Raw genomic sequence first — 18,928 nt, forward strand, 5'->3', positions numbered from 1 at the left:
CTCAACCTAGAACAGCGGGCCCGAAGCCGCCTCTGCCGGGGCGCACTTTGGCCTCAGCTGCGGCCGGAGCGCCGGAACGTCACGTCCTCGCCGCTGAGTTCGGAGGTCAGCCCCTCGTCCGTGGTGCGGACCCGGTCCAGGGCGAGGCCCTCCGGGATCCCGTCCAGGGTGAGCCCGCGCTCCAGGGCGCCGCTCAGCAGCCCCTCGGCGGCCTCGGGCAGCGAACCCGAGGTCACCTCGGGCGAGCGGAAGGCGATCGAGCGCGGCCCGGAGGCGGCGACCTCCGCGCTCACCGACACCTCGCCGACCAGGGGCAGCCGGGTGGTCGCGGTGACCCGCGGCCGCCCGTTCCCGCCGGGCTGCCCGGGGCCGACCCGGATCCCGAGGCCCTGCGAGAGGTCCGCCCAGGAGACCTGCGCCTCGGCCTTCGCGGAGCCCGCGTGCGCCTTGTCGGCACCGCCGCGCTCCACATCCGCCAGCTCCACGTGCAGCGTGGAGACCGGCACCCGGCGCCCGCCCTCGCCCGCGGGCACGTCATGGGCGGTGAGTTCGACCCGCTCCAGCCTGCCCCGCGCCAGCTGGGTGAGCACCGGCCTGCCGTGCACGGTCACCGAGGGCTCGCCCGGCAGCGACTGGGCCTCCTTGAAGTCCTCGGCCATCGAGTTCTCGACGCGGTAGGCGGTGACGGCGTCCGCGCCGAGGGCGAGCAGCAGCACCGCGGCCACGGCCGCCGCCCAGCGCGCCCACCGCGGAGTGCGCCGCGGGAGAAGCCTGGGGAGTCGTCGGTTCTCGGGGGCGGAGCGCACGGGCGGCGCCTTTCGTGGACGGGGCGGTGCCCGCGGGACAGCGGGCGGACCTCAGCCTTCCGGCCGCCGCCCGTCCACCGCTAGGACGTGGATCACTCGCCGCCGGCGGAACCGGGCCGGACCCCGAAGCGGAATCCCGGCCTCGGGCGCCGCCGCCCGCGTACGGCCGGGCACCGCGGGCGAGCCCTTACCCTGGACGGGTGAAAGGCGATGAGGCGAGCGGCGTGAAAACCTACGAGGTCCGCACTTACGGCTGCCAGATGAACGTGCACGACTCCGAGCGGCTCTCCGGACTGCTCGAAGGCGCGGGCTACGTCCGGGCACCCGCAGGCAGCGACGGCGACGCGGATGTCGTCGTCTTCAACACCTGCGCGGTGCGCGAGAACGCCGACAACCGGCTGTACGGCAACCTCGGCAGGCTCGCCCCGATGAAGGCGGCCAGGCCCGGGATGCAGATCGCGGTGGGCGGCTGCCTCGCCCAGAAGGACCGCGAGACCATCGTCGGCCGGGCGCCCTGGGTCGACGTCGTCTTCGGCACGCACAACATCGGCAAGCTCCCCGTCCTCCTGGAGCGGGCCCGGGTGCAGGAGGAGGCCCAGGTCGAGATCGCCGAGTCCCTGGAGGCTTTCCCCTCCACGCTGCCCACCCGCCGCGAGAGCGCCTACGCGGCCTGGGTCTCCATCTCGGTCGGCTGCAACAACACCTGCACCTTCTGCATCGTCCCCGCCCTGCGCGGCAAGGAGAAGGACCGCAGGACCGGTGACATCCTCGCCGAGATCGAGGCGCTGGTCGCCGAGGGCGTCAGCGAGGTCACCCTGCTCGGGCAGAACGTCAACGCCTACGGCTCCGACATCGGCGACCGGGAGGCCTTCAGCAAGCTGCTGCGCGCCTGCGGCAGGATCGAGGGCCTCCAGCGGGTCCGCTTCACCTCCCCGCATCCGCGCGACTTCACCGACGACGTCATCGCCGCGATGGCCGAGACCCCGAACGTCATGCCGCAGCTGCACATGCCGCTGCAGTCCGGCTCCGACCCGGTGCTCAAGGCGATGCGCCGCTCCTACCGGCAGGAGCGCTACCTCGGCATCATCGAGAAGGTGCGCGCCGCCATCCCGCACGCCGCCCTCACCACCGACATCATCGTCGGCTTCCCCGGCGAGACCGAGGAGGACTTCGAGCAGACCCTGCACGTGGTCCGCGAGGCCCGCTTCGCCCAGGCCTTCACCTTCCAGTACTCCAAGCGGCCCGGCACCCCCGCCGCCGAGATGGACGGGCAGATCCCGAAGGAGGTCGTCCAGCGGCGCTACGAACGCCTGGTCGCCCTCCAGGAGGAGATCTCCTGGTCGGAGAACAAGAAGCAGGTCGGCCGCACCCTGGAGCTGATGGTCGCCGAGGGCGAGGGCCGCAAGGACGGCGCCACCCACCGGCTCTCCGGCCGCGCCCCCGACAACCGCCTCGTGCACTTCACCAAGCCCGAGCAGCCGGTGCGCCCCGGCGACGTGGTCACCGTCGAGGTCACCTACGCCGCCCCGCACCACCTGCTCGCCGAGGGCGCGGTGCGCGAGGTGCGCCGCACCCGCGCCGGGGACGCCTGGGAGAAGCGGAACACCGCCGAGGCGGCGAAGCCCGCGGGCGTGATGCTCGGGCTGCCCACGGTCGGCGTCCCCGAGCCGCTGCCCGCGGCCGTCGGCGGCTGCGCCCGCGACTGACCGCCGGGCCTGCGCCGCACTTCGGCCGCTGCGGGCGGCCGAGGGCGGGGCGGGCGGCTCGTACCCGTACCGCTTCTCTTCCTGAACTCGCGGGAGGCGCGGGGCAGTTGGGCCGAGCCCGGAGGCGGGGCCGCCAGGGACTGCGAAGACGCCCCCAGGGCCGGGCCGGGTGCGCGTTAGGCTGCGGATCATGCTTGTCGCCGCCGCCGTCTGCCCCGGTCCGCCCCTGCTCGTGCCGGAGGTGGCCGCGGGCGCCGCTCCGGAACTGGACGCGGCGCGCGCCGCCTGCGCCGAGGCACTCGCCCGGCTCGCCGCGGCGCGCCCCGAGCGGCTGCTCGTCCTCGGCCCGGCCGCCGACAGCGAGCGGCGCGGCAGCCACCCCCAGGGCACCCGGGGCTCCTTCCGCGAGTTCGGGGTGGACGTGGACGTACGGCTCGGGGCGGGGGAGCCGAGCGGGCGCGCGCTGCCGCCCTCGCTGGCGGTCGGGGCCTGGCTGCTGGACGCGTACGGTCCCGTCGCCGTGCCCGTCACGGGGCTCGGGGTGGGGGAGCCGCTGGAGACCCCGCGCTGCCTGGAGGCGGGCGCCCGCGCGGCGGCGGGCGGGGAGCGGCTGGCGATGCTCGTCCTGGGCGAGGGCAGCGCCTGCCGGACGCTGAAGGCGCCCGGGTATCTCGACGAACGGGCCACCGCCTTCGACGCGGCCGCCGCCCGGGCGCTCGGCGGTGCGGACGCGGGGGCGCTGGCCGCCCTCGACGCCGAGCTGGCCCAGGAGCTGAAGGCCGCGGGCCGGGCCCCCTGGCAGGTCCTCGCCGGAGCGGCCGGCGGGCTGGCCCTGCACGGTCAACTCCTCTACGAGGACGCCCCGTACGGGGTCGGCTACCTGGTCGCCTCCTGGACGACGGACGCCTGAACCGGAGCCCCCGAGCGGAGCGTTTCTGAGCGGAACATGATGACGGGCGCACGGCGAGCAGATCGCCGTGCGCCCATCATCATGTACCGCTCAGGCCGGGCTACCGGGCGGGCGGAGGCGGCGGGGTGCTGCCGCCCTCGTCCTTGCGGGCCATCTTGTCCACCGCGTCCTTGGCCTTGCTGCGACCCGTCTCGATCTTGTCGCTGTACTTGCCCTTGGTGCGCTGGTCGACCGCCCTGGCGGCCTTGTCGAGACCCTGGTCGATCTTGCCCCCGTGCTGCTGCGCGAGGTCGGAGACCTTGCCCTTCGCCGGTCCGAGCTTGGCCTTGAGGTTGTCCATGAAGCCCATGACGTCACCTTCCCTCGCTGTGGAAGCCGTTGCGATGCCTCGCGGCCGATCTTCGGCCTTCGGACCGGCTGCCCGCGATCTCCACGGGTAAACGGAGCGAAAACGCCTTATATGTCCTGCTCACCCTACCTGTGTCGGGTGACGGTGACGGGCCGGGCGGCCGGGGGCGAGGGCCGTGCGCGCCGGGGCCGGGACTTTGGGAAACTGGCCGGGTGACGAACCAAGCCTCCGCCCCCCGGGTCCTCGCCGTCGTCGGCCCGACCGCCGCCGGCAAGTCCGACCTCGGGGTCTTTTTGGCCGAGCGACTCGGCGGCGAGGTGATCAACGCCGACTCGATGCAGCTCTACCGGGGCATGGACATCGGCACCGCCAAACTCACCGAGGCGGAGCGCAAAGGCGTCCCGCACCACCTGCTCGACATCTGGGACGTCACCGAGGCCGCGAGCGTCGCCGAGTACCAGCGCCTCGCCCGCGCCGAGATCGACCGGCTGCTCGCCGCGGGCCGCACCCCCGTCCTGGTCGGCGGCTCCGGGCTCTACGTCCGCGGCGCCCTCGACAACCTCGACTTCCCCGGCACCGACCCCGCCGTCCGGGCCCGCCTGGAGGCCGAACTCGACGCCGAGGGCCCCGGCGCCCTGCACGCCCGCCTGGCCCGCGCCGACCCCCCGGCCGCCGAGGCGATCCTGCCCGGCAACGGCCGCCGCATCGTGCGCGCCCTGGAGGTCATCGAGATCACCGGCCGCCCCTTCACCGCGAACCTGCCGGGCCACGACGCCTTCTACGACACCGTGCAGATCGGCGTGGACGTGGCCAGGCCCGAACTCGACGAGCGCATCGCCCGGCGGGTGGACCGCATGTGGGAGGCGGGACTCGTCGCGGAGGTGCGCGCCCTGGAGGAGCGGGGGCTGCGCGAGGGGCTCACCGCCTCCCGCGCCCTCGGCTACCAGCAGGTGCTCGGCGCCCTCGCCGGGCAGTGCACCGAAGCGGAGGCGCGCACCGAGACCGTACGCGCCACCAAGCGCTTCGCGCGCCGCCAGGACTCCTGGTTCCGGCGCGATCCGCGGGTGCACTGGCTCAGCGGCGCGGCGGCCGACCGAGGCGAACTCGGGGGCCGCGCACTGGCCTTGCTCGAACGACCGGTCACGGCCCGATCACAGGAGCAATGACCGCGAGCCCGGCAGAAGGCGTCGCAATCCTCACTCCGGGAGAGCCGCACCGGCGGCCTATTCCCGGGCCTGCTCCGGATCGATCGGAGTCTCGCGTCTCGTGTTCTCGGCGCGCTCCTCGGCACTCAGTTGTCGCGCCGCCGTCCCGCAGCAGCGGTCGTACTGCTTCTGCCAGTCCGTCAGGAATGCGCCGTAGCTGGACGGGCCGACCAGCTTCAGGTCCGATTCGTCGTTGTGCCAGATGCCGTTGCTCGTCCAGTTCGAGGAACCGACGAACACGATTTTGGAGTCGGCCACCCCCGCGTAGCTGCCGCTGACAAGCATGTACTTGTCGTGCGTGTAGTGCAGAGCGTTGCCGTTCGCGTCGGTGCCGCGGGTGGTGTCGTGCATGTCGATGTTCGGTTGGTCCTTCAGAACGTCCTGCACGCTGTCGTCCACCTGACCGGCGGTGAGGAGTATGTGCACCTTGACGCCGGTCCGTGCCAGGCTCACCAGCTTCTTCGGCAGCTCCAGATAGTTCCGGTCGCCCGGCTGCCCGTGCGAGGTCCACTGGAACATGGCTATGTTCACCGTGGCCGGTGCCTTGATGTTGTTCAGGAAGTCGACCCAGGTGTCGCTACCGGTGCGTGCCTTGGGCCACTGGTAGGAGGGCGGGGACAGGGTCCTGGCCGCCCGGCCGCTGGTGGAGTTGTAGTAGTCGGGCACCAGCGGGCCCGGACCGTTGAGCGCCCCCTTGGCCATGGCGGTGAAGTAGCGGATGTAGGAGTTGTACAGGTCGGTGTTGCCCTTGACGGTGGCGCTGCTGTTCCACGCGGTGCTGGCCTGGGCGGAGGTGGGGTTGGCGCTGCTGACGGTCACCGTCCTGTTCGCGTCGCTCCCGCCGCTGAGCATGTAGTACTTCGCGTGCAGGGCGGAACCGGCGTAGTGGGTCAGGCAGCCGCCCGGGCACAACGCGGCGAAGCTGGCGGCCTGGGGATCGTTGCCCAACTCGGTGACCATCGACTGCCATGTCGCGTTGTCGCTGTGCGAGTCCATCAGGACTTTGACGATGACGCCGCGCCGGTGCGCGGCGATCAGGGCGTTGGCGAAGTCCGGGCCCGGCTGCGTGCTGCCGAGCGAGTACACGGCGACGCGTACGGTCTGCCCGCAACTGGCGCTGTCGATCGATTCGATGATCGGGCCCATGACGTTCATCCGGGCGTCGCCGTCCTCCGGATCGCTGAAGTGTGCGCCCGGTCTCGAGATGAACGTCCGTGACTCGCAACTGAGCGGGGCTTTGGCCTTCCTGGGCGCCGCGTGCGCGGTCGTCGGCGACACCGCGGTGACGGCCAGTGTCGTGATCAACGTGAGGGTTCGCTTCATGGGCGGGCCTTTCGCTGTGCGGCGTGACGGGCTCGCCCGTCATTCGCCCGGGCTGACCGATGCGCCTTGCTGTCAGGTGGCGGCGTTCGTCTGGCGGCGTTCGTCCGGCATGTCCGGGAACCGCTGAGGCGTTCGCCGTGGCGACGCGACGCGCGTCGGAGGCCGGGCAGGGGAGGAGATATGCGGGCGAACAGGAGACTCGCCAAGGCGTCCGAGGGTTGCCCGAGGCGGCACGGATCACGCGGGGACCCCCGGGGCTGACGACCAGGCTCATCTCCCCGCCGTGACGGTTCAGGGCTGTCTCCGCATCGGGGAAGCACCGTCGTCCGGGCGGGGCCCTCGTGGACCCGTGCCGTGCCGGCCCTCGGTGAAGGAGGTGCCCTTGTGGCCATGAGTGCTCGACGAGGGGAACACGGTGCCCCGGGCGGCTGAAAGGCATCCTGGTGGCCCCTCGGCCTCGCGCCTACCATCGATCTGATGGGAGCGGTCAGGGGACGTAGGAGCGGTCAGGGGACGACGGGGGGACCATGGTTGGCGGACCGGGGGATCCGGGGCGCCTGGAGAGGCTGCTCAACTGGGTCGCCAGAAACTTCGAGTTGCTGCTTGCGGTACTCGGCGCGATCACCGTCGGAGTCCTGGACCTGTTCGGTGACGCGCTCGGTGAGGACGCGACAGCGGGCGCCACGGTCCTCGTGCTCGGCGCCCTCGCCTCAGGGTCGCTGCGCCAGCGCCGACGGGACGACCGCCTCGCCGAAGCGGTCGACGCCATCCAACGCGCCTTCCAGGACATGGAGATGGTCCGTTCGCTGACGGGCGGTGAGATCGGTGCCGAACTGCGCAAGGCGCGGGAGACGACCGACCTCTGGGTCTTCAAGGGCGGCACCGGCACGTATCTGCGGGCCGTGACACTGCCGGAGTGCGTGGAGCGGGCCCGCGGCAGCCGCTCCAGCCTCACTTTCACGATCGAGGTGGTCGACCCCACGGACGTCCGCGCCTGCGCCGCCTACGCCCGTTTCCGGGGTTCGTACACGCCGGCGGAGGGGCACCTCGACCCGGAGACGTGGACACCGGAGCGTACGAGCAAGGAGTCGTACGCGACGGTGCTCGCCGCGGCCTGGCACCTCCAGCGTCTGCTCGGGATGACCGTGCACCTCTACCTGTCGTCCACCGCGCCGACGCTGCGCTTCGACATGTCGCAGTCCCGGCTGATCATCACCCAGGACGACCCTTCGCGCCCCGGGCTCCTGGTCACCGAGAACCACCCCCTGCACCGCTACTACAGGATCGAGCTCAAGCAGAGCCACGACCAGGCCCGCAAGATCGAGCTGGGCCGGGCACGCCGACTCGGCGACGACCCGACCACCGATCAGACACGGGACTTCTTCGAGGACGTCGGCCTGCCCCTGCCCGCGGTCTTCTCGGACACCGACGTCCGGCAGATCGTGGAGAAGGCCCTGCACGCGGCGAACCCGTATCCGATCTGAGTCGTCCCGAGCCACGCCCCTGACCGACGGGCCGTTTCCGGTCGTCCGGTCCCCTGCGGTCCTCCCGGGCTGTCAGGACCCACCGGGACACGTCCGGCACCTGCTCGATCCGAGCCGCACCGATCCGAGAGGACGGGCCGCGCCAAGCCATGAATGTGCCCCACGGGATAGGCATCGACTACGACGTCCTGCACGCGCTGCTCGGCGAGCCGGACCCAGCCCCCGGCCCCGACCCGGGCGGGGGACAGCCGACCGCGGGCCGTGCCGTCGCGAGCGGCCTCGCCGCGGTGGCACTGAGAGCCGTCGCCGAGGGACGTTGGGACGTGCCCGCGATCCGTCATCCACTCGGCTTCACATGCCTGCCGATGCTCAGGGACGGGGCGAGGGGCGTGTGCGTGCACCTGTTCGACGGTGTGAGCGGAGAGAGGGGCGGACAGGACGAGGAGGACGCGCCTCTCGTCCACGCGCACAGCTGGTCGCTGACCAGTCTGGTGCTGTTCGGGCACGTGACCAACCGATCGGTGCGGGTCGTCGACGATCCCGTGGCGCCGACGCACCGTGTCTACGAGGTGGTGAGCAGCCCGGACGGGACGGACGAGGTGCGACGTACCGCGCGGCTCGTACGCGGGGAGCCGGACGGCTTCAAGCGGAGCTCGATCGGGGACGTCTATGTCGTCAGGCCCGGTGAATTTCATGCGACGGTGGTGAGCGGTGGGCGTCCGGCGGCGACGCTCGTACTCGGCGAGACACGGTCCGGACACAGCGACATGGCGCTCGGGCCCTTGTCCGGCAAGGGACGACGCTCGGTGCGGGAGGTCTGCGACCGGGGTGAGACCGTCGTGGTGGTGCGGGCCGCACTGAGGAGGATTCATGAAGCGGACGGCTGATGAGCAGCACGCCTACGCCGCCGAGTTGAAGGTTGCCCTGGCCGCGGCCGAGGAGGCGGGCCAGATGCTGCGCACCCGCTTCGGCGGCACGTGGCAGATCGGCGTGAAGGGCGAGGACGGTGATGTCGTCACCGAACTCGACCTCGATGCGGAGCGAATCGTGCTCGGCAGGCTGCGCGAGGCGTTCCCCGAGGACCGCGTCTGGTCGGAGGAGGCGGGCGTCCTCGCCGGCGCGGCGGACCGTACGTGGCTCGTCGACCCGCTCGACGGAAGCAACAACGTCGCGATCGGACTGCCCGCGTACGCGGTGGGGATCGGGCTGTGCGTGGCCGGGGAGCCGGTGCTGGGTGTGGTGCACGAGCCGCAGACGGGGGCGACGTGGCACGCGGTACGGGGCGCCGGGGCGCACGGATTCGGCGGGCGGCTCGGCAGCCGGGGCGAAACCCCCCTGCCGGCAGAGCGGCCCGGACCGGCCGGCCCAGCGGTGCCGCCCGACGCCGCGGTGCCCGCCTCCGCGCGGCGTCTCGTCGTGGCTTGGACACAGGGGCACTCGGTGCGCAAGGACGACGCGCTCGCCGAGGCGCTGCGGGTCGCGCTGGAACGCCGTACGCGGCGTGTTCTGCCGCTGTGGGCGCCGCTGCTCGGTTGGTCGATGCTGGCACGCGGCACGATCGACGGCTTCGTGGGGTACTGCGCGGAGGCGGTGGACTTCCCGCCCGGCGCGCTGCTCGCCCTGGAGGCGGGGTGCGAATTCCGTACGCTGGAAGGCGGCCCGTTCCGTATCGGCTTCACCGGACCCGACGCGACGCGCTGCTTCGTGGCCGGGCGTCCCGGCGTTCTCGACCGACTGGTGACGCTCACGACCGAGGTGGTGGGAGCCTCGGTGGCCCGGGATCCGATCCGCCGGACGATTCCTGACGGTCCGTGGTGCCAGCCCTGATCGGTCAGTTCGTCAGGACGAGCGCCCCTGTCGCCGCCGTCGTACCGGTGAGCGCGAGGACGAACCCCGTGCCGAAGAAGCGCGCGAGGGGAATTCTGACTCCTGCGGCGTGGCAGCGTTCGAACCACAGGAGGGTGGCGAGCGAGGCCCAAGGAGTCACGAGCGGCCCGACGTTGGTGCCGATGAGGAGGGCGAGGAGCTGGTCTCTGTTGCCGTCCGGCACGGAGGACTCGCCCGCGAGGTAGACCGGCAGATTGTTCAGCACGTTGGAGAGTCCGGCGCCGACCGAGGCGGAACGGAAGAGGCCGGCCGCGTCCTCGCTCGTGCCCATCGCGTGCGTCAGGAGACTGTGCAGACCGTGGACGTTCACGGTCTCGACGACGAGGAACATCCCGGGGACCATGATCAGCAGGCGCCAGGGGACGAGCGACAGACGCAGTTCGTGCGGTCTGCGGAGCGCGAAGGCGACGACCACGACGAGCGCGGCGGCGAGCGAGTCCACCCACAGCGGTACGGCGGGGGCGACCAGGATCGCGACGAGGAAACCCGCGCAGGCGAGAGCGCAGGTGCGGAAGAGGACGGGATCCGCCGGGCGGAACGCGGCCGTCGGCACGTAGCCGTCGGTGCCGCGTCGTCCTCGCCGCCAGTACATCGCCCACAGGCACACCGCCGTCACGGCTATGACCGCGGCCTGCGGGGCCCACATGCGGGCCGCGAGGCCGCCCGCGGAGAGACCGACCCGGTCGGCGGCGAGGAGGTTCGTGAGATTGGAGACGGGAAGGAGCAGGCTCGCGGTGTTGGCGAGCCACACCGTCGTCATCGCGAGCGGCAGGGGTGTGATGCCGACGCGAGCCGCCATCGCGAGCATGACGGGAGTGAGCAGGACAGCCGTCGTGTCGAGGTTCAGGACGAGCGCGGTCGCGGAGGCCAGCAGCACGCACAGGCCGAACAACCGCGCATAGCTGCCCTTTCCGACCCGGGAGATGCCGCTGGCCAACACGTCGAACACCTGAGCCCGCCCGGTGAGTTCCGCCATGACGATGACGGTCGCGAGGAAGGCCAGGAGGGGCACCGTGCGGTGTGCCACGTCGCCCGCCGCGCGGGCGGGCAGGGCGCCTGTCGCGAGGAGGGCCAGACCGCACACGAGCAGGGCGCAGGCCAGAACGTCCAGGGGGTGCGGGAGGCGGCGCGGGGATCTCGGTGTCGACACCGCGTCAGGTTCGCACACCCGAGCGGTGGTGATGAAGGGCCCGCCGGGTCGCCTCCGTGATGCGGGCGGCCGGGGTCCTGGAGCGACCGCAGGCACCCCTCGTCCGTCCTCGGCCTGCCGGGCTGCGCCTGGTGGAGGAGACGCGCGGAGTCGGGGAATCGGCGACTTTTGGCCGGTTGTCCAACGGCGGGAGGCTGACCGGGTTTCTAGGATGGTCGGATGGCGACGGGCAGCACGGACGCGGCGCAGCGGCAGGCCACTTTCTTCATCAGCTACTCCCCGGCCGACGAGGCGTGGGCCTCGTGGATCGCGTGGACCCTGGAGGAGGCCGGCTTCCGTACGGTCATCCAGGCCTGGGACTTCGTCGCGGGCAGCAACTTCATCGACTACATGGACCGCGGCGTGAGCGAGTCCGCCGCGGTCATCGCCGTCCTCTCGCGGAACTACCAGGGCTCTCGGTACGGGCGGATGGAGTGGCAGGCGGCGCTGCGCTCCGAGCCGGACCAGCCCGACCGCAGGCTGCTGACCGTGCGCGTGGACGAGGCCCCCGTCGAGGGACTGCTCGCGACGATCACGTACGTCGACCTGGTCGGCGTCCCCGACGCCCGCACCGCGCGCGGTCTGCTCCTCACCCGTGTCGAGCAGGCGGTCGACGGACATGCGCGCCCCGGCAGCAGTCCCTCCTATCCGGGCGGCAGGAGTCCCGCGACCGCCGCCTCCGGACACCTGTGGCGCCAACCCCTGACCGGCGGAGCGGAGCGGGGCGGGCGGCGGCGGCCGGGCGGCGCGCCGCCCTATCCGCCCGCACTGCCGGGCGCCGCCCGCCGGCAGGGCGTGAACATCCTGCACCTCGCGGGACCCGAGTTCGGGCGCGGCCGTGAGCCGGAGGAACTGCTCAGGGACATCCAGAGCGACCTGATCGAGATGCGGGACATCGGCGCTCCCGCCCCGGAACTGGTCCTCTTGTCCGGTGACTTGACCGCGTCGGGCTCGCCCCGCAACTGCGCGCAGGCACTCGATTTCCTGACCGGGCTGCGCGCGCAACTCGGTCTCTCCCCGGGCTGCCTGCTCGTCGTCCCGGGCAACCAGGACGTCAGCGACGCCGCCTGCCAGGCGTACTTCCACACCTGCGAGGCCGACGAGATCCGGCCGCAGCCGCCCTACTGGCCCAAGTGGCGCCACTTCAGCAGGCTGTTCGGCGAGCTGTACCAGGGACTCGACAACGTCTTCGGTGCGGACCAGCCGTGGACGCTCTTCCCGGTACCCGAGTTGCACACGGTCGTCGCCGGCTTCAACTCGTCGATCGCCCGTACGCACCGCGAGGAGGACCGCTACGGAATGGTGGGACGGTCCCAGGCGGCGTGGTTCGCGGAAGCGCTGCGTCCGTACGAGGACGAAGGCTGGCTCCGGGTCGGGCTCATCCGGCACCCGCTGCTTGCCCCCGCCCACGGCCGGAACCTCGACGCCGGCACCAGGGCGGTCTCCGGACCGCTCCGCGACATCGAGGTCTTCCAGCGGCTCCTCGCGCCCCGTCTCCACGTCCTCCTGCACGGCCCCGGCGGCGACGGACGGGACCAGAGCGCCGCATCCACGTACACCGAACTGGCCTCCGCCGCAGGTGACCTGCCGCTCTTCGGCGCCGCGGGTCCCGGACGGTTCAGCCTCCTCCGCATCGGCGTCCAAGGAGTCGAACAGTGGGTGCCGCAGGGCGAGGGGCCCGCCGACGCCCCCGCGGCCTTCACCGCCGGCTGGCGCTCGGCGCCCCGTTTCCCCGGCAGCACCGAGGACGACGAGGGCTCCGCGCGGGACACCGCGCCCTTCGACAATCGTGCGGTCAACACTCCGGGCGCCCAACTCGCCGAGCGGGTCAAGGACGTGTTGCGCGCCCGTCGCCCCGGGGTGCGCCTGCGCGACCTCCGGCCCGTCGACCCCGGGGACCTGACGCGGATCGTCGCCGCCTGGGACGAGGACGGCATGGTACGGCTGCTGCATCTCGGACTCCGGCCCGGGACCCTCACCGACGAGGACCTCGACCGCTTCCTCGCCCTGGCGCACGCGGACGACGCGGGCACCGAAGCCGAACTGGTCTACGAGGGGGACCGGCCCACGCGGGCTCTGCGCGAGCGTGCGGCGCGCGGCGGAGTGCGCGTGCGCAGCTTCCTCGAGTTGCAGGGCCTCATCGACCTGCGCGAGTACGTCGCCGCCCAGACGGCCGCACTCGCCAACGACAGCGCCTACTCCCCCGAGTTGTACCTCCCGCAGCGCTACCGCGACGAGACCCGGCCGGAAGGCGCGGGGGGCGAGGACCTCGTGGAGGAGATGCTCCACCTCCTGGGGACCGACCAGGGCCGCGTACTCCTCCTTCTCGGCGATTTCGGCCACGGAAAGACCTTCGCGCTCCGGGAGTTGGCCCGCCGCATCCCCGAACGCCTGCCGCACCTGGTTCCGTTGCTCATCCCGCTCCGCACCCTGGACCGTTCGCACAGCCTCGACGGGCTCGTCGCCGCCCACCTCGCCAACCACGGCGTGGAAGTCATCGACCTGCGTGCCCTGCGCTACATGCTCCGCCAGGGCCGCGTCGTCCTTCTCTTCGACGGATTCGACGAACTCGTCAACCGCGTCAGCTACGAGCGGGCCGCCGATCACCTGCACACCCTCCTCAACGCCGCTGTCGACCGCGCCAAGATCATCGTCAGTGGCCGGACCCAGCACTTCCGCTCCCGCGAGCAGGTGCTCACCTCGTTGGGCGAGCAGGTCGGCGTCCTCACGCAGAGACGCCTCCTCTCCGTCGAGGGCTTCTCGCCCCACGAGATCCGCCGCTACCTCGTCAACTACTACGGCGAGGAGGCGACCGCGGCACGCCGCTACGAACTGCTCCTCGGTGTGCCCCAGTTGCTCGACCTGTGCGGCAATCCCCGGCTGCTCAGCTTCGTCGCCGCACTCGGTGAGGAGCAGGTACGAGCCGTCGCACGCTCCGAACGGACGCTCAGCGCGGCGCGTCTGTACGAGGACGTCTTCACCACGTGGCTGCGCTTCGAGGAACGGCGTGGTCAGGGCGGCCCCGGTGCCGCGCCGGGGCTGGACCTGGACCAGTTGTGGCGGTCGGTGACCGCGATGGCGCTGCACCTGTGGGAGAGCGGACGCGGGAGCCTGCGGCTCGACGAGCTGACCGAGATCGTGGCCGGGATCTTCGGGCACGGCAGCGACGGGATGCTCTTCGCCCAGGAGGCGCAGGCGGTGGGCGCGGGCACCCTCCTCATCCGCGTCGACGACGGCATCTTCCACTTCATCCACGAATCGGTCGTCGAGTGGCTCGTGGCGAGAGAGGCGGCTCGACGCCTCGGCGAGGACGACGAGGAACTCCTCTCAAGACGTGAACTCTCACCGCTCGCCATCGAGTTCGTATGCGACCTGGCAGACTCCGAACGGATCGCCTCGTGGGCGCGGCGGACGCTGGAGAGCCCCGGTCGGCCACCGGTCGCGGACGCGGTGGCCGCCGCGGACACGAGTGGCGCGGGCAGAGGTGCGGGGCCGACGGAGACGGCTGCCGGGCACGGCGCGGGCCGGTTGGCCGCGGGGACGGTCACCGACGCGGCCCGTACCAACGCCTACCGCATCACCAGGCGGCTCCGTGTGCCTGCCGACGCCGACCTGCGCGGTGTGCACCTCCCCGGCGAGGACCTGTCCGGACGCGACCTGTCAGGGCTCGACCTCACCGGGGCCAACCTGGCGGACGCCCAGCTCACCGGCACCAACCTCTCCCGGGCCGTCCTGCGCGGCGCCCGCCTCGACGGTGCCCGGCTCGACGGCAGTGATCTGCGCGGGGCCGACCTGCGCCACGCCGACCTGCGCCGCGCACGGCTCATCGGCGCGGACCTGCGCGGTGCGCTGCTCTCCGGCAGCCGCTGGCGGCGCGCCGCCCTCATCCGCACCGAACTCGACGAGCAGGAGGCCGGGTCGGTGGAGCTGGCCCTTGCGACGATCGCGCCCGGCATGCCCCTGGAAACGGTGCTGCGACCGGCAGCCGTGAGCGTCCCCTACGGTTTCAGCAGGCAGTACGGACGGCTGCCCGAGCCCGTCGCGTACAGCCCCGACGGCGAACTCCTCGCCGCGGGCAGCCAGGACGGAAGCGTCCTGATCTGCGCTCCCGAGAACGGCGAGGCGCTGCGCGTCCTGCACGGCCACACCGACCGTGTCTACGCGGTCCGTTTCAGGGACTCGGTCCTCGCGACCGGCAGCGCCGACGGCACCGTCCGCCTGTGGGACCCCGTGACGGGCCAGTGCCGCGCCACGCTCGCCGTGCACCGGGACGGCGTCTGGCCGATCACGCTCGACTCGGCGGGCACGCTGCTCGCGACCGGCGACGGCGACGGCGTCGTACGGCTGTGGGACGTCGAGAGCGGCGAACAGCTCCACGCGCTGCCCGGGCACAGCGTCCTCATCTTCACGACCGTCTTCAGCCCCGACGGACGCATCCTCGCCACGGGCGACCGGAGCGGGACGGTACGCCTGTGGGACACGTCGACCGGACAGCTCGTCGCGGCCCTGGGGCCGCACCAGGGTCCGGTGTTCCGGGTCCGGTTCAGCCCGGACGGAAGTCTCCTCGCCTCCGCCGACGAGGGAGCGGACGACCACGGGACCGTACGGATCTGGCGCGTCGGCGACCTGCGGCTCCTGCACGAGATGCACGGCCACACGGGGCGCGTGTACACACTCGACTTCCATCCCACGGGCGACCTCCTCGTCAGCGGGGACACGGAGGGGGGTGTCCGACTGTGGGACCCGCGCACGGGACTGCCGGGGCCGGAACTCGAACAGGGCTCCGGCGGTGTCTACCAGGTCGTCTTCGCCCATGACGGGCACCGCCTCGCCGCGTGCCACTCGACCGGCGACGTCCGTCTGTGGCAGCTCTCGGCCGGCCACGAGGGGTACGAAGCCACCCCGGAGCACGTCCAGCCCTCCCCGCACCAGGGCTCGGCCTGGGCGTGCCGCTTCCGTCCCGACGACACTCAGCTCGTGACGGCCGGGGACGACGGCGCGGTACAGATCTGGGACGCGGCGACGGGTCAGGGCAAGTCGATCGTCCGCGGGCACGGGCGACGCGTCAACGTGGTCGCCTTCGACGCGACGGGCACGATCCTCGCGAGCGCCGGAAGCGACGGGATCGTACGCCTGTGGGAGGTGGGCACGGGGCGGTGCCTGCACGAACTCGTCGGACGCGGCGACCGGTTGATCTCGGCCGCCTTCAGTCCCGCGGGCGCCGTCCTCGCGACGGCGGGAAGCACGGGGCACGTCTATCTGTGGGACGCCCGGACCGGCACGTTCCTGCGCGAGCTGGACGTCGAGACCGACCGGACATGGGCGGAGGCTTTCAGCTCGGACGGCGAGGAGATCGCCACCGCCGACGACGACGACTCGGTCAGTCTGTGGCGCCGGGCGACCGGCTCCCACGGACTCCAGCTCGACGGCCACCAGGGCCGGGTGAGGTCGGTCGCCTTCGCCAAGGACGGCTCTTCGATCGCGACGGGCTGCGACGACGGACGCGTGCGGCTCTGGCGTGCCACGGACGGGACCCTCACCGACACTCTGGGTGCCCATACCGACCGCGTCTACGCCGTGTGCTACGGCCCGGACCTCTCCTGTGTCGTGAGCGCCTCGTGGGACGGCACGGCGGTGATCTGGCGTGACGGGGCCGCCCGGTACGTGCTGCGGGAGCACACGGGCAAGCTGTGGACGGCAGCCGCTCACCCCTCCCTTCCGCTGCTCGCCACGGCGGGCGACGACCGCGTCATCCGGCTCTGGGACCTCACGACGGGGACCGCGGTGAGCGCCCTCACCGGCCACAGCGGACGGATCTACTCCGTCTCGTTCAGCCCGGACGGGAGACACCTCGCGAGTGCGGGCGACGACGGCACGGTACGGCTGTGGCGGGTGAACGGTGTCGCAGATGCCGGCGCGGTTCCGGTGAGCGTGAAGGCCACGCTCGTCGGGGTGCCGGGCGGCTGGGCGGCCTTCCGATGGGACGGCGCCTACAAGGCCGAGGGGGAGACCGCGGGCGAGTTCTGGCACGTGGTCGGCATGACGAGATTCGCGCCGGGGGAGTTGGAACGGCAACTGCCGGGCGCGTGGCGGCTGGCGGCGGGGGACGAGTTGTGACGGGGAGGGTGCCGCCCGGCTGAGATCCGCACGGAGCGTGCGGGTGCGGACCGCCACCCTCGTCGACACACAGGCGGAAGCATCCGTCTCCGCCCGTGTCCACCGCTCCCTCGCGACCTGCCGGACGATCGAGGAGGGGCAGGGGAGCGAGGGTGGCCGCGACCGGCGAAACCGACGCTGACCTGGGATTCCCGCCGGCCCTCTGCCGGCTCGCCGGTCAGATGCAGGCGTCTCACCTGCAGAGATCCCGAAGCGGGGCTGTAACAGCCTGATCACGCGTTGGCATCGGGACGCCCCGGCGGTCATCGGGGCCGCCGCGGCCGTGCCATCATCGACCTTCGATCGACCAGTGAAGTCCTGAGTGGGAGGGCGCGTGGCGATGGAGGCCGGCCCTCGAAACACCGCACCGGGCGGTGAACAGCTCAGCCCCGACGGGCCCGAGGACCTGGACGCGCCGTCCGTCAGCGACGACGGCCCCGCCCAGGAGCCCGCGCCCGAGGAGGTCGAGGTCGAACTGCGGCCGCAGCGCCGGCTCGGCTTCTGGCAGCTCGCCCCGGTCGTCTGCCTGACCGCCGTCGGCTCCCTGATGTTCGCCTTCCCGCTCGCCTTCGAGTTCGGCGACGGGGGAGCGGTGGTGGCGATGCTCGGTCTCCTGCTCTGCTGCTGCGCCGCGGGCTGGGGCCTGATGGCCGCCCGCCGGGTGGGCCTCGCCCTGCCCGGACTGCCCCCCGCGGACTCCGGCAGACGCCCCGACTGGCGTGTGGTCATCGGCTACGTCCTCGCCCTCGGCGCGGTCACCGTGCTCGCCGTCTGGCGGGTGGCCCGGCTGCGCTGAGCTGGGCCGGGGCCGCCGCGGCCGCCCGCGCCGGGCCGCCCGCCGACCCCGTACGATCGAGGCATGAGCACGTCGATCGCCTTCCTCAAGGGTCATGGCACCGAGAACGACTTCGTGATCGTCCCGGACCCCGGCAACACCCTCGACCTCGGCCCCGGCCGGGTCGCCGCGTTGTGCGACCGGCGGGCGGGCATCGGCGGCGACGGGTTGCTGCACGTGGTCCGCTCGGCTGCGCACCCGCAGGCCGTCGCGATGGCCGCCGAGGCCGAGTGGTTCATGGACTACCGCAACGGCGACGGCTCGATCGCCGAGATGTGCGGCAACGGGGTACGGGTCTTCGCCCGCTACCTCCAGCGCGCGGGACTGGTCGGCGAGGGCGATCTCGCGGTGGCCACCCGCGGCGGTGTCAAGCGGGTGCACCTCGCCAAGTCCGCCGCGGACGGGAGCCCCGGCGAGATCACCGTGGCGATGGGCCGCGCCCTGCTGCCCGGGGGCGCGGTCACGGTGGGCGTCGGGGAGCGCGAGTGGCCCGCCCGGCACGTGGACATGGGCAACCCGCACGCGGTCGCCTTCGTCGAGGACCTCGCGCACGCCGGTGAGCTGTCCACCGCGCCCCGCTTCGCCCCGGCCGCCGCCTACCCGGAGGGCGTCAACGTCGAGTTCGTCGTCGACCGGGGGCCCGCGCACCTCGCGCTGCGGGTGCACGAGCGCGGTTCCGGCGAGACCCGCTCCTGCGGCACCGGCGCCTGCGCCGTGGCGGTGGCCGCCGCCCGCCGCGACGGCGTCGACCCCGCGGTCACCGGGACCCCGGCCACGTACACCGTGGACGTCCCCGGCGGGCGCCTGGTGATCACCGAACGCCCGGACGGCGAGATCGAGATGACGGGCCCGGCGGAGATCGTCGCCGAGGGCGAGATCGACGGCGCCTGGTTCGAAAACCTGAACGCCTGAATACTCGCTCGAATGGGTGATCCTTTTCACGCCGGACGAGAGCCGCGGTGCCCGGCGTGGTGGGCTCGGTAGCATCAAGCACCGGCCCGTCGGGAGAGCCCGCTTCAGGACCAGAAGCCCCGGGACCCCGCCGTACCGCGCCGGTCGACGCAGCCGGAGGTGCCCC

General features: G+C 72.5%; 14 protein-coding genes. 10 read left to right on the forward strand and 4 right to left on the reverse strand.

The window, feature by feature from the left end:
• Positions 1–53: 53 nt before the first annotated feature.
• Entirely contained in the window at positions 54–725 is a 672-nt protein-coding gene (locus HFV08_RS16205) for an LmeA family phospholipid-binding protein (RefSeq protein WP_168540123.1), read from the reverse strand.
• A gap of 281 nt (positions 726–1,006) precedes the next feature.
• Here HFV08_RS16205 and miaB point away from each other — a divergent pair, with 281 nt between their 5' ends.
• Positions 1,007–2,512 carry a tRNA (N6-isopentenyl adenosine(37)-C2)-methylthiotransferase MiaB gene (gene miaB, locus HFV08_RS16210; protein ID WP_168540125.1) on the forward strand — a complete coding sequence of 502 codons (1,506 nt, stop codon included), beginning with the start codon at positions 1,007–1,009 and terminating at the stop codon, positions 2,510–2,512.
• 190 nt (positions 2,513–2,702) lie between these two features.
• Positions 2,703–3,422, forward strand: a complete 720-nt coding sequence (locus tag HFV08_RS16215; protein ID WP_168540127.1) for a class III extradiol ring-cleavage dioxygenase family protein — start codon at positions 2,703–2,705, stop codon at positions 3,420–3,422.
• A gap of 100 nt (positions 3,423–3,522) precedes the next feature.
• Here the strand turns inward: HFV08_RS16215 and HFV08_RS16220 are convergent, their stop codons facing one another.
• Positions 3,523–3,771, reverse strand: a complete 249-nt coding sequence (locus HFV08_RS16220; protein WP_040247496.1) for an antitoxin — start codon at positions 3,769–3,771, stop codon at positions 3,523–3,525.
• A gap of 212 nt (positions 3,772–3,983) precedes the next feature.
• Here HFV08_RS16220 and miaA point away from each other — a divergent pair, with 212 nt between their 5' ends.
• Positions 3,984–4,937 (forward strand): tRNA (adenosine(37)-N6)-dimethylallyltransferase MiaA, encoded by a 954-nt coding sequence (gene miaA, locus HFV08_RS16225; RefSeq protein ID WP_168540129.1) that lies wholly within the window; start codon positions 3,984–3,986, stop codon positions 4,935–4,937.
• Positions 4,938–4,994: 57 nt separating this feature from the next.
• Here miaA and HFV08_RS16230 read toward each other — a convergent pair whose 3' ends face one another.
• Entirely contained in the window at positions 4,995–6,131 is a 1,137-nt protein-coding gene (locus HFV08_RS16230) for a phospholipase D-like domain-containing protein (protein ID WP_246341795.1), read from the reverse strand.
• Here HFV08_RS16230 and HFV08_RS31625 point away from each other — a divergent pair.
• The 4 genes from HFV08_RS31625 (at position 6,121) to HFV08_RS16245 (ending at position 9,610) form a co-directional block, all read left to right on the forward strand.
• Positions 6,121–6,426 (forward strand): hypothetical protein, encoded by a 306-nt coding sequence (locus HFV08_RS31625; protein ID WP_246341796.1) that lies wholly within the window; start codon positions 6,121–6,123, stop codon positions 6,424–6,426. The genes HFV08_RS16230 and HFV08_RS31625 overlap by 11 nt on opposite strands.
• A 400-nt stretch (positions 6,427–6,826) precedes the next feature.
• Positions 6,827–7,783: a hypothetical protein gene (locus HFV08_RS16235; protein ID WP_168540133.1), complete on the forward strand. Its 957-nt coding sequence runs from the start codon at positions 6,827–6,829 to the stop codon at positions 7,781–7,783.
• Between the two features lie 149 nt (positions 7,784–7,932).
• Positions 7,933–8,670: a hypothetical protein gene (locus HFV08_RS16240; protein WP_168540135.1), complete on the forward strand. Its 738-nt coding sequence runs from the start codon at positions 7,933–7,935 to the stop codon at positions 8,668–8,670.
• Positions 8,654–9,610: an inositol monophosphatase family protein gene (locus HFV08_RS16245; RefSeq protein ID WP_168540137.1), complete on the forward strand. Its 957-nt coding sequence runs from the start codon at positions 8,654–8,656 to the stop codon at positions 9,608–9,610. The genes HFV08_RS16240 and HFV08_RS16245 overlap by 17 nt, the downstream gene beginning before the upstream one ends.
• Positions 9,611–9,614: 4 nt before the next feature.
• On the opposite strand, the gene HFV08_RS16250 is transcribed toward HFV08_RS16245, so the two are convergent.
• Positions 9,615–10,781 carry an ArsB/NhaD family transporter gene (locus HFV08_RS16250; RefSeq protein WP_168540413.1) on the reverse strand — a complete coding sequence of 389 codons (1,167 nt, stop codon included), beginning with the start codon at positions 10,779–10,781 and terminating at the stop codon, positions 9,615–9,617.
• A 258-nt stretch (positions 10,782–11,039) separates the two neighbouring features.
• Between HFV08_RS16250 and HFV08_RS16255 the strand changes: the two genes are divergently transcribed.
• The 3 genes from HFV08_RS16255 to dapF all read left to right on the forward strand — a co-directional run bounded on the left by HFV08_RS16255 (position 11,040) and on the right by dapF (position 18,762).
• Complete coding sequence (locus HFV08_RS16255) at positions 11,040–16,976, forward strand: WD40 domain-containing protein (protein ID WP_168540139.1); 5,937 nt, start codon at positions 11,040–11,042, stop codon at positions 16,974–16,976.
• Between the two features lie 379 nt (positions 16,977–17,355).
• Positions 17,356–17,811 (forward strand): hypothetical protein, encoded by a 456-nt coding sequence (locus tag HFV08_RS16260; RefSeq protein WP_168540415.1) that lies wholly within the window; start codon positions 17,356–17,358, stop codon positions 17,809–17,811.
• 63 nt (positions 17,812–17,874) lie between these two features.
• Positions 17,875–18,762, forward strand: coding sequence for a diaminopimelate epimerase (dapF, locus tag HFV08_RS16265; protein ID WP_168540141.1), 888 nt, complete (start codon positions 17,875–17,877; stop codon positions 18,760–18,762).
• Positions 18,763–18,928: the final 166 nt, after the last annotated feature.

Origin of the sequence: Streptomyces physcomitrii, from assembly GCF_012273655.1 — a bacterium.
In the GTDB taxonomy this organism is placed as follows: Bacteria; Actinomycetota; Actinomycetes; order Streptomycetales; family Streptomycetaceae; genus Streptomyces; species Streptomyces physcomitrii.

What these genes read in the sequence shown, in the direction of transcription:
- HFV08_RS16230 (WP_246341795.1), bottom strand. Translation starts at nt 6,131, where the DNA reads ATGAACGTCATGGGCCCGATCATCGAATCGATCGACAGCGCCAGTTGC.
- HFV08_RS16220 (WP_040247496.1), bottom strand. Translation starts at nt 3,771, where the DNA reads ATGGGCTTCATGGACAACCTCAAGGCCAAGCTCGGACCGGCGAAGGGC.
- HFV08_RS16240 (WP_168540135.1), top strand. Translation starts at nt 7,933, where the DNA reads ATGAATGTGCCCCACGGGATAGGCATCGACTACGACGTCCTGCACGCG.
- HFV08_RS16255 (WP_168540139.1), top strand. Translation starts at nt 11,040, where the DNA reads ATGGCGACGGGCAGCACGGACGCGGCGCAGCGGCAGGCCACTTTCTTC.
- HFV08_RS16235 (WP_168540133.1), top strand. Translation starts at nt 6,827, where the DNA reads ATGGTTGGCGGACCGGGGGATCCGGGGCGCCTGGAGAGGCTGCTCAAC.
- dapF (WP_168540141.1), top strand. Translation starts at nt 17,875, where the DNA reads ATGAGCACGTCGATCGCCTTCCTCAAGGGTCATGGCACCGAGAACGAC.
- HFV08_RS16260 (WP_168540415.1), top strand. Translation starts at nt 17,356, where the DNA reads ATGGAGGCCGGCCCTCGAAACACCGCACCGGGCGGTGAACAGCTCAGC.
- HFV08_RS16245 (WP_168540137.1), top strand. Translation starts at nt 8,654, where the DNA reads ATGAAGCGGACGGCTGATGAGCAGCACGCCTACGCCGCCGAGTTGAAG.
- HFV08_RS16215 (WP_168540127.1), top strand. Translation starts at nt 2,703, where the DNA reads ATGCTTGTCGCCGCCGCCGTCTGCCCCGGTCCGCCCCTGCTCGTGCCG.
- HFV08_RS31625 (WP_246341796.1), top strand. Translation starts at nt 6,121, where the DNA reads ATGACGTTCATCCGGGCGTCGCCGTCCTCCGGATCGCTGAAGTGTGCG.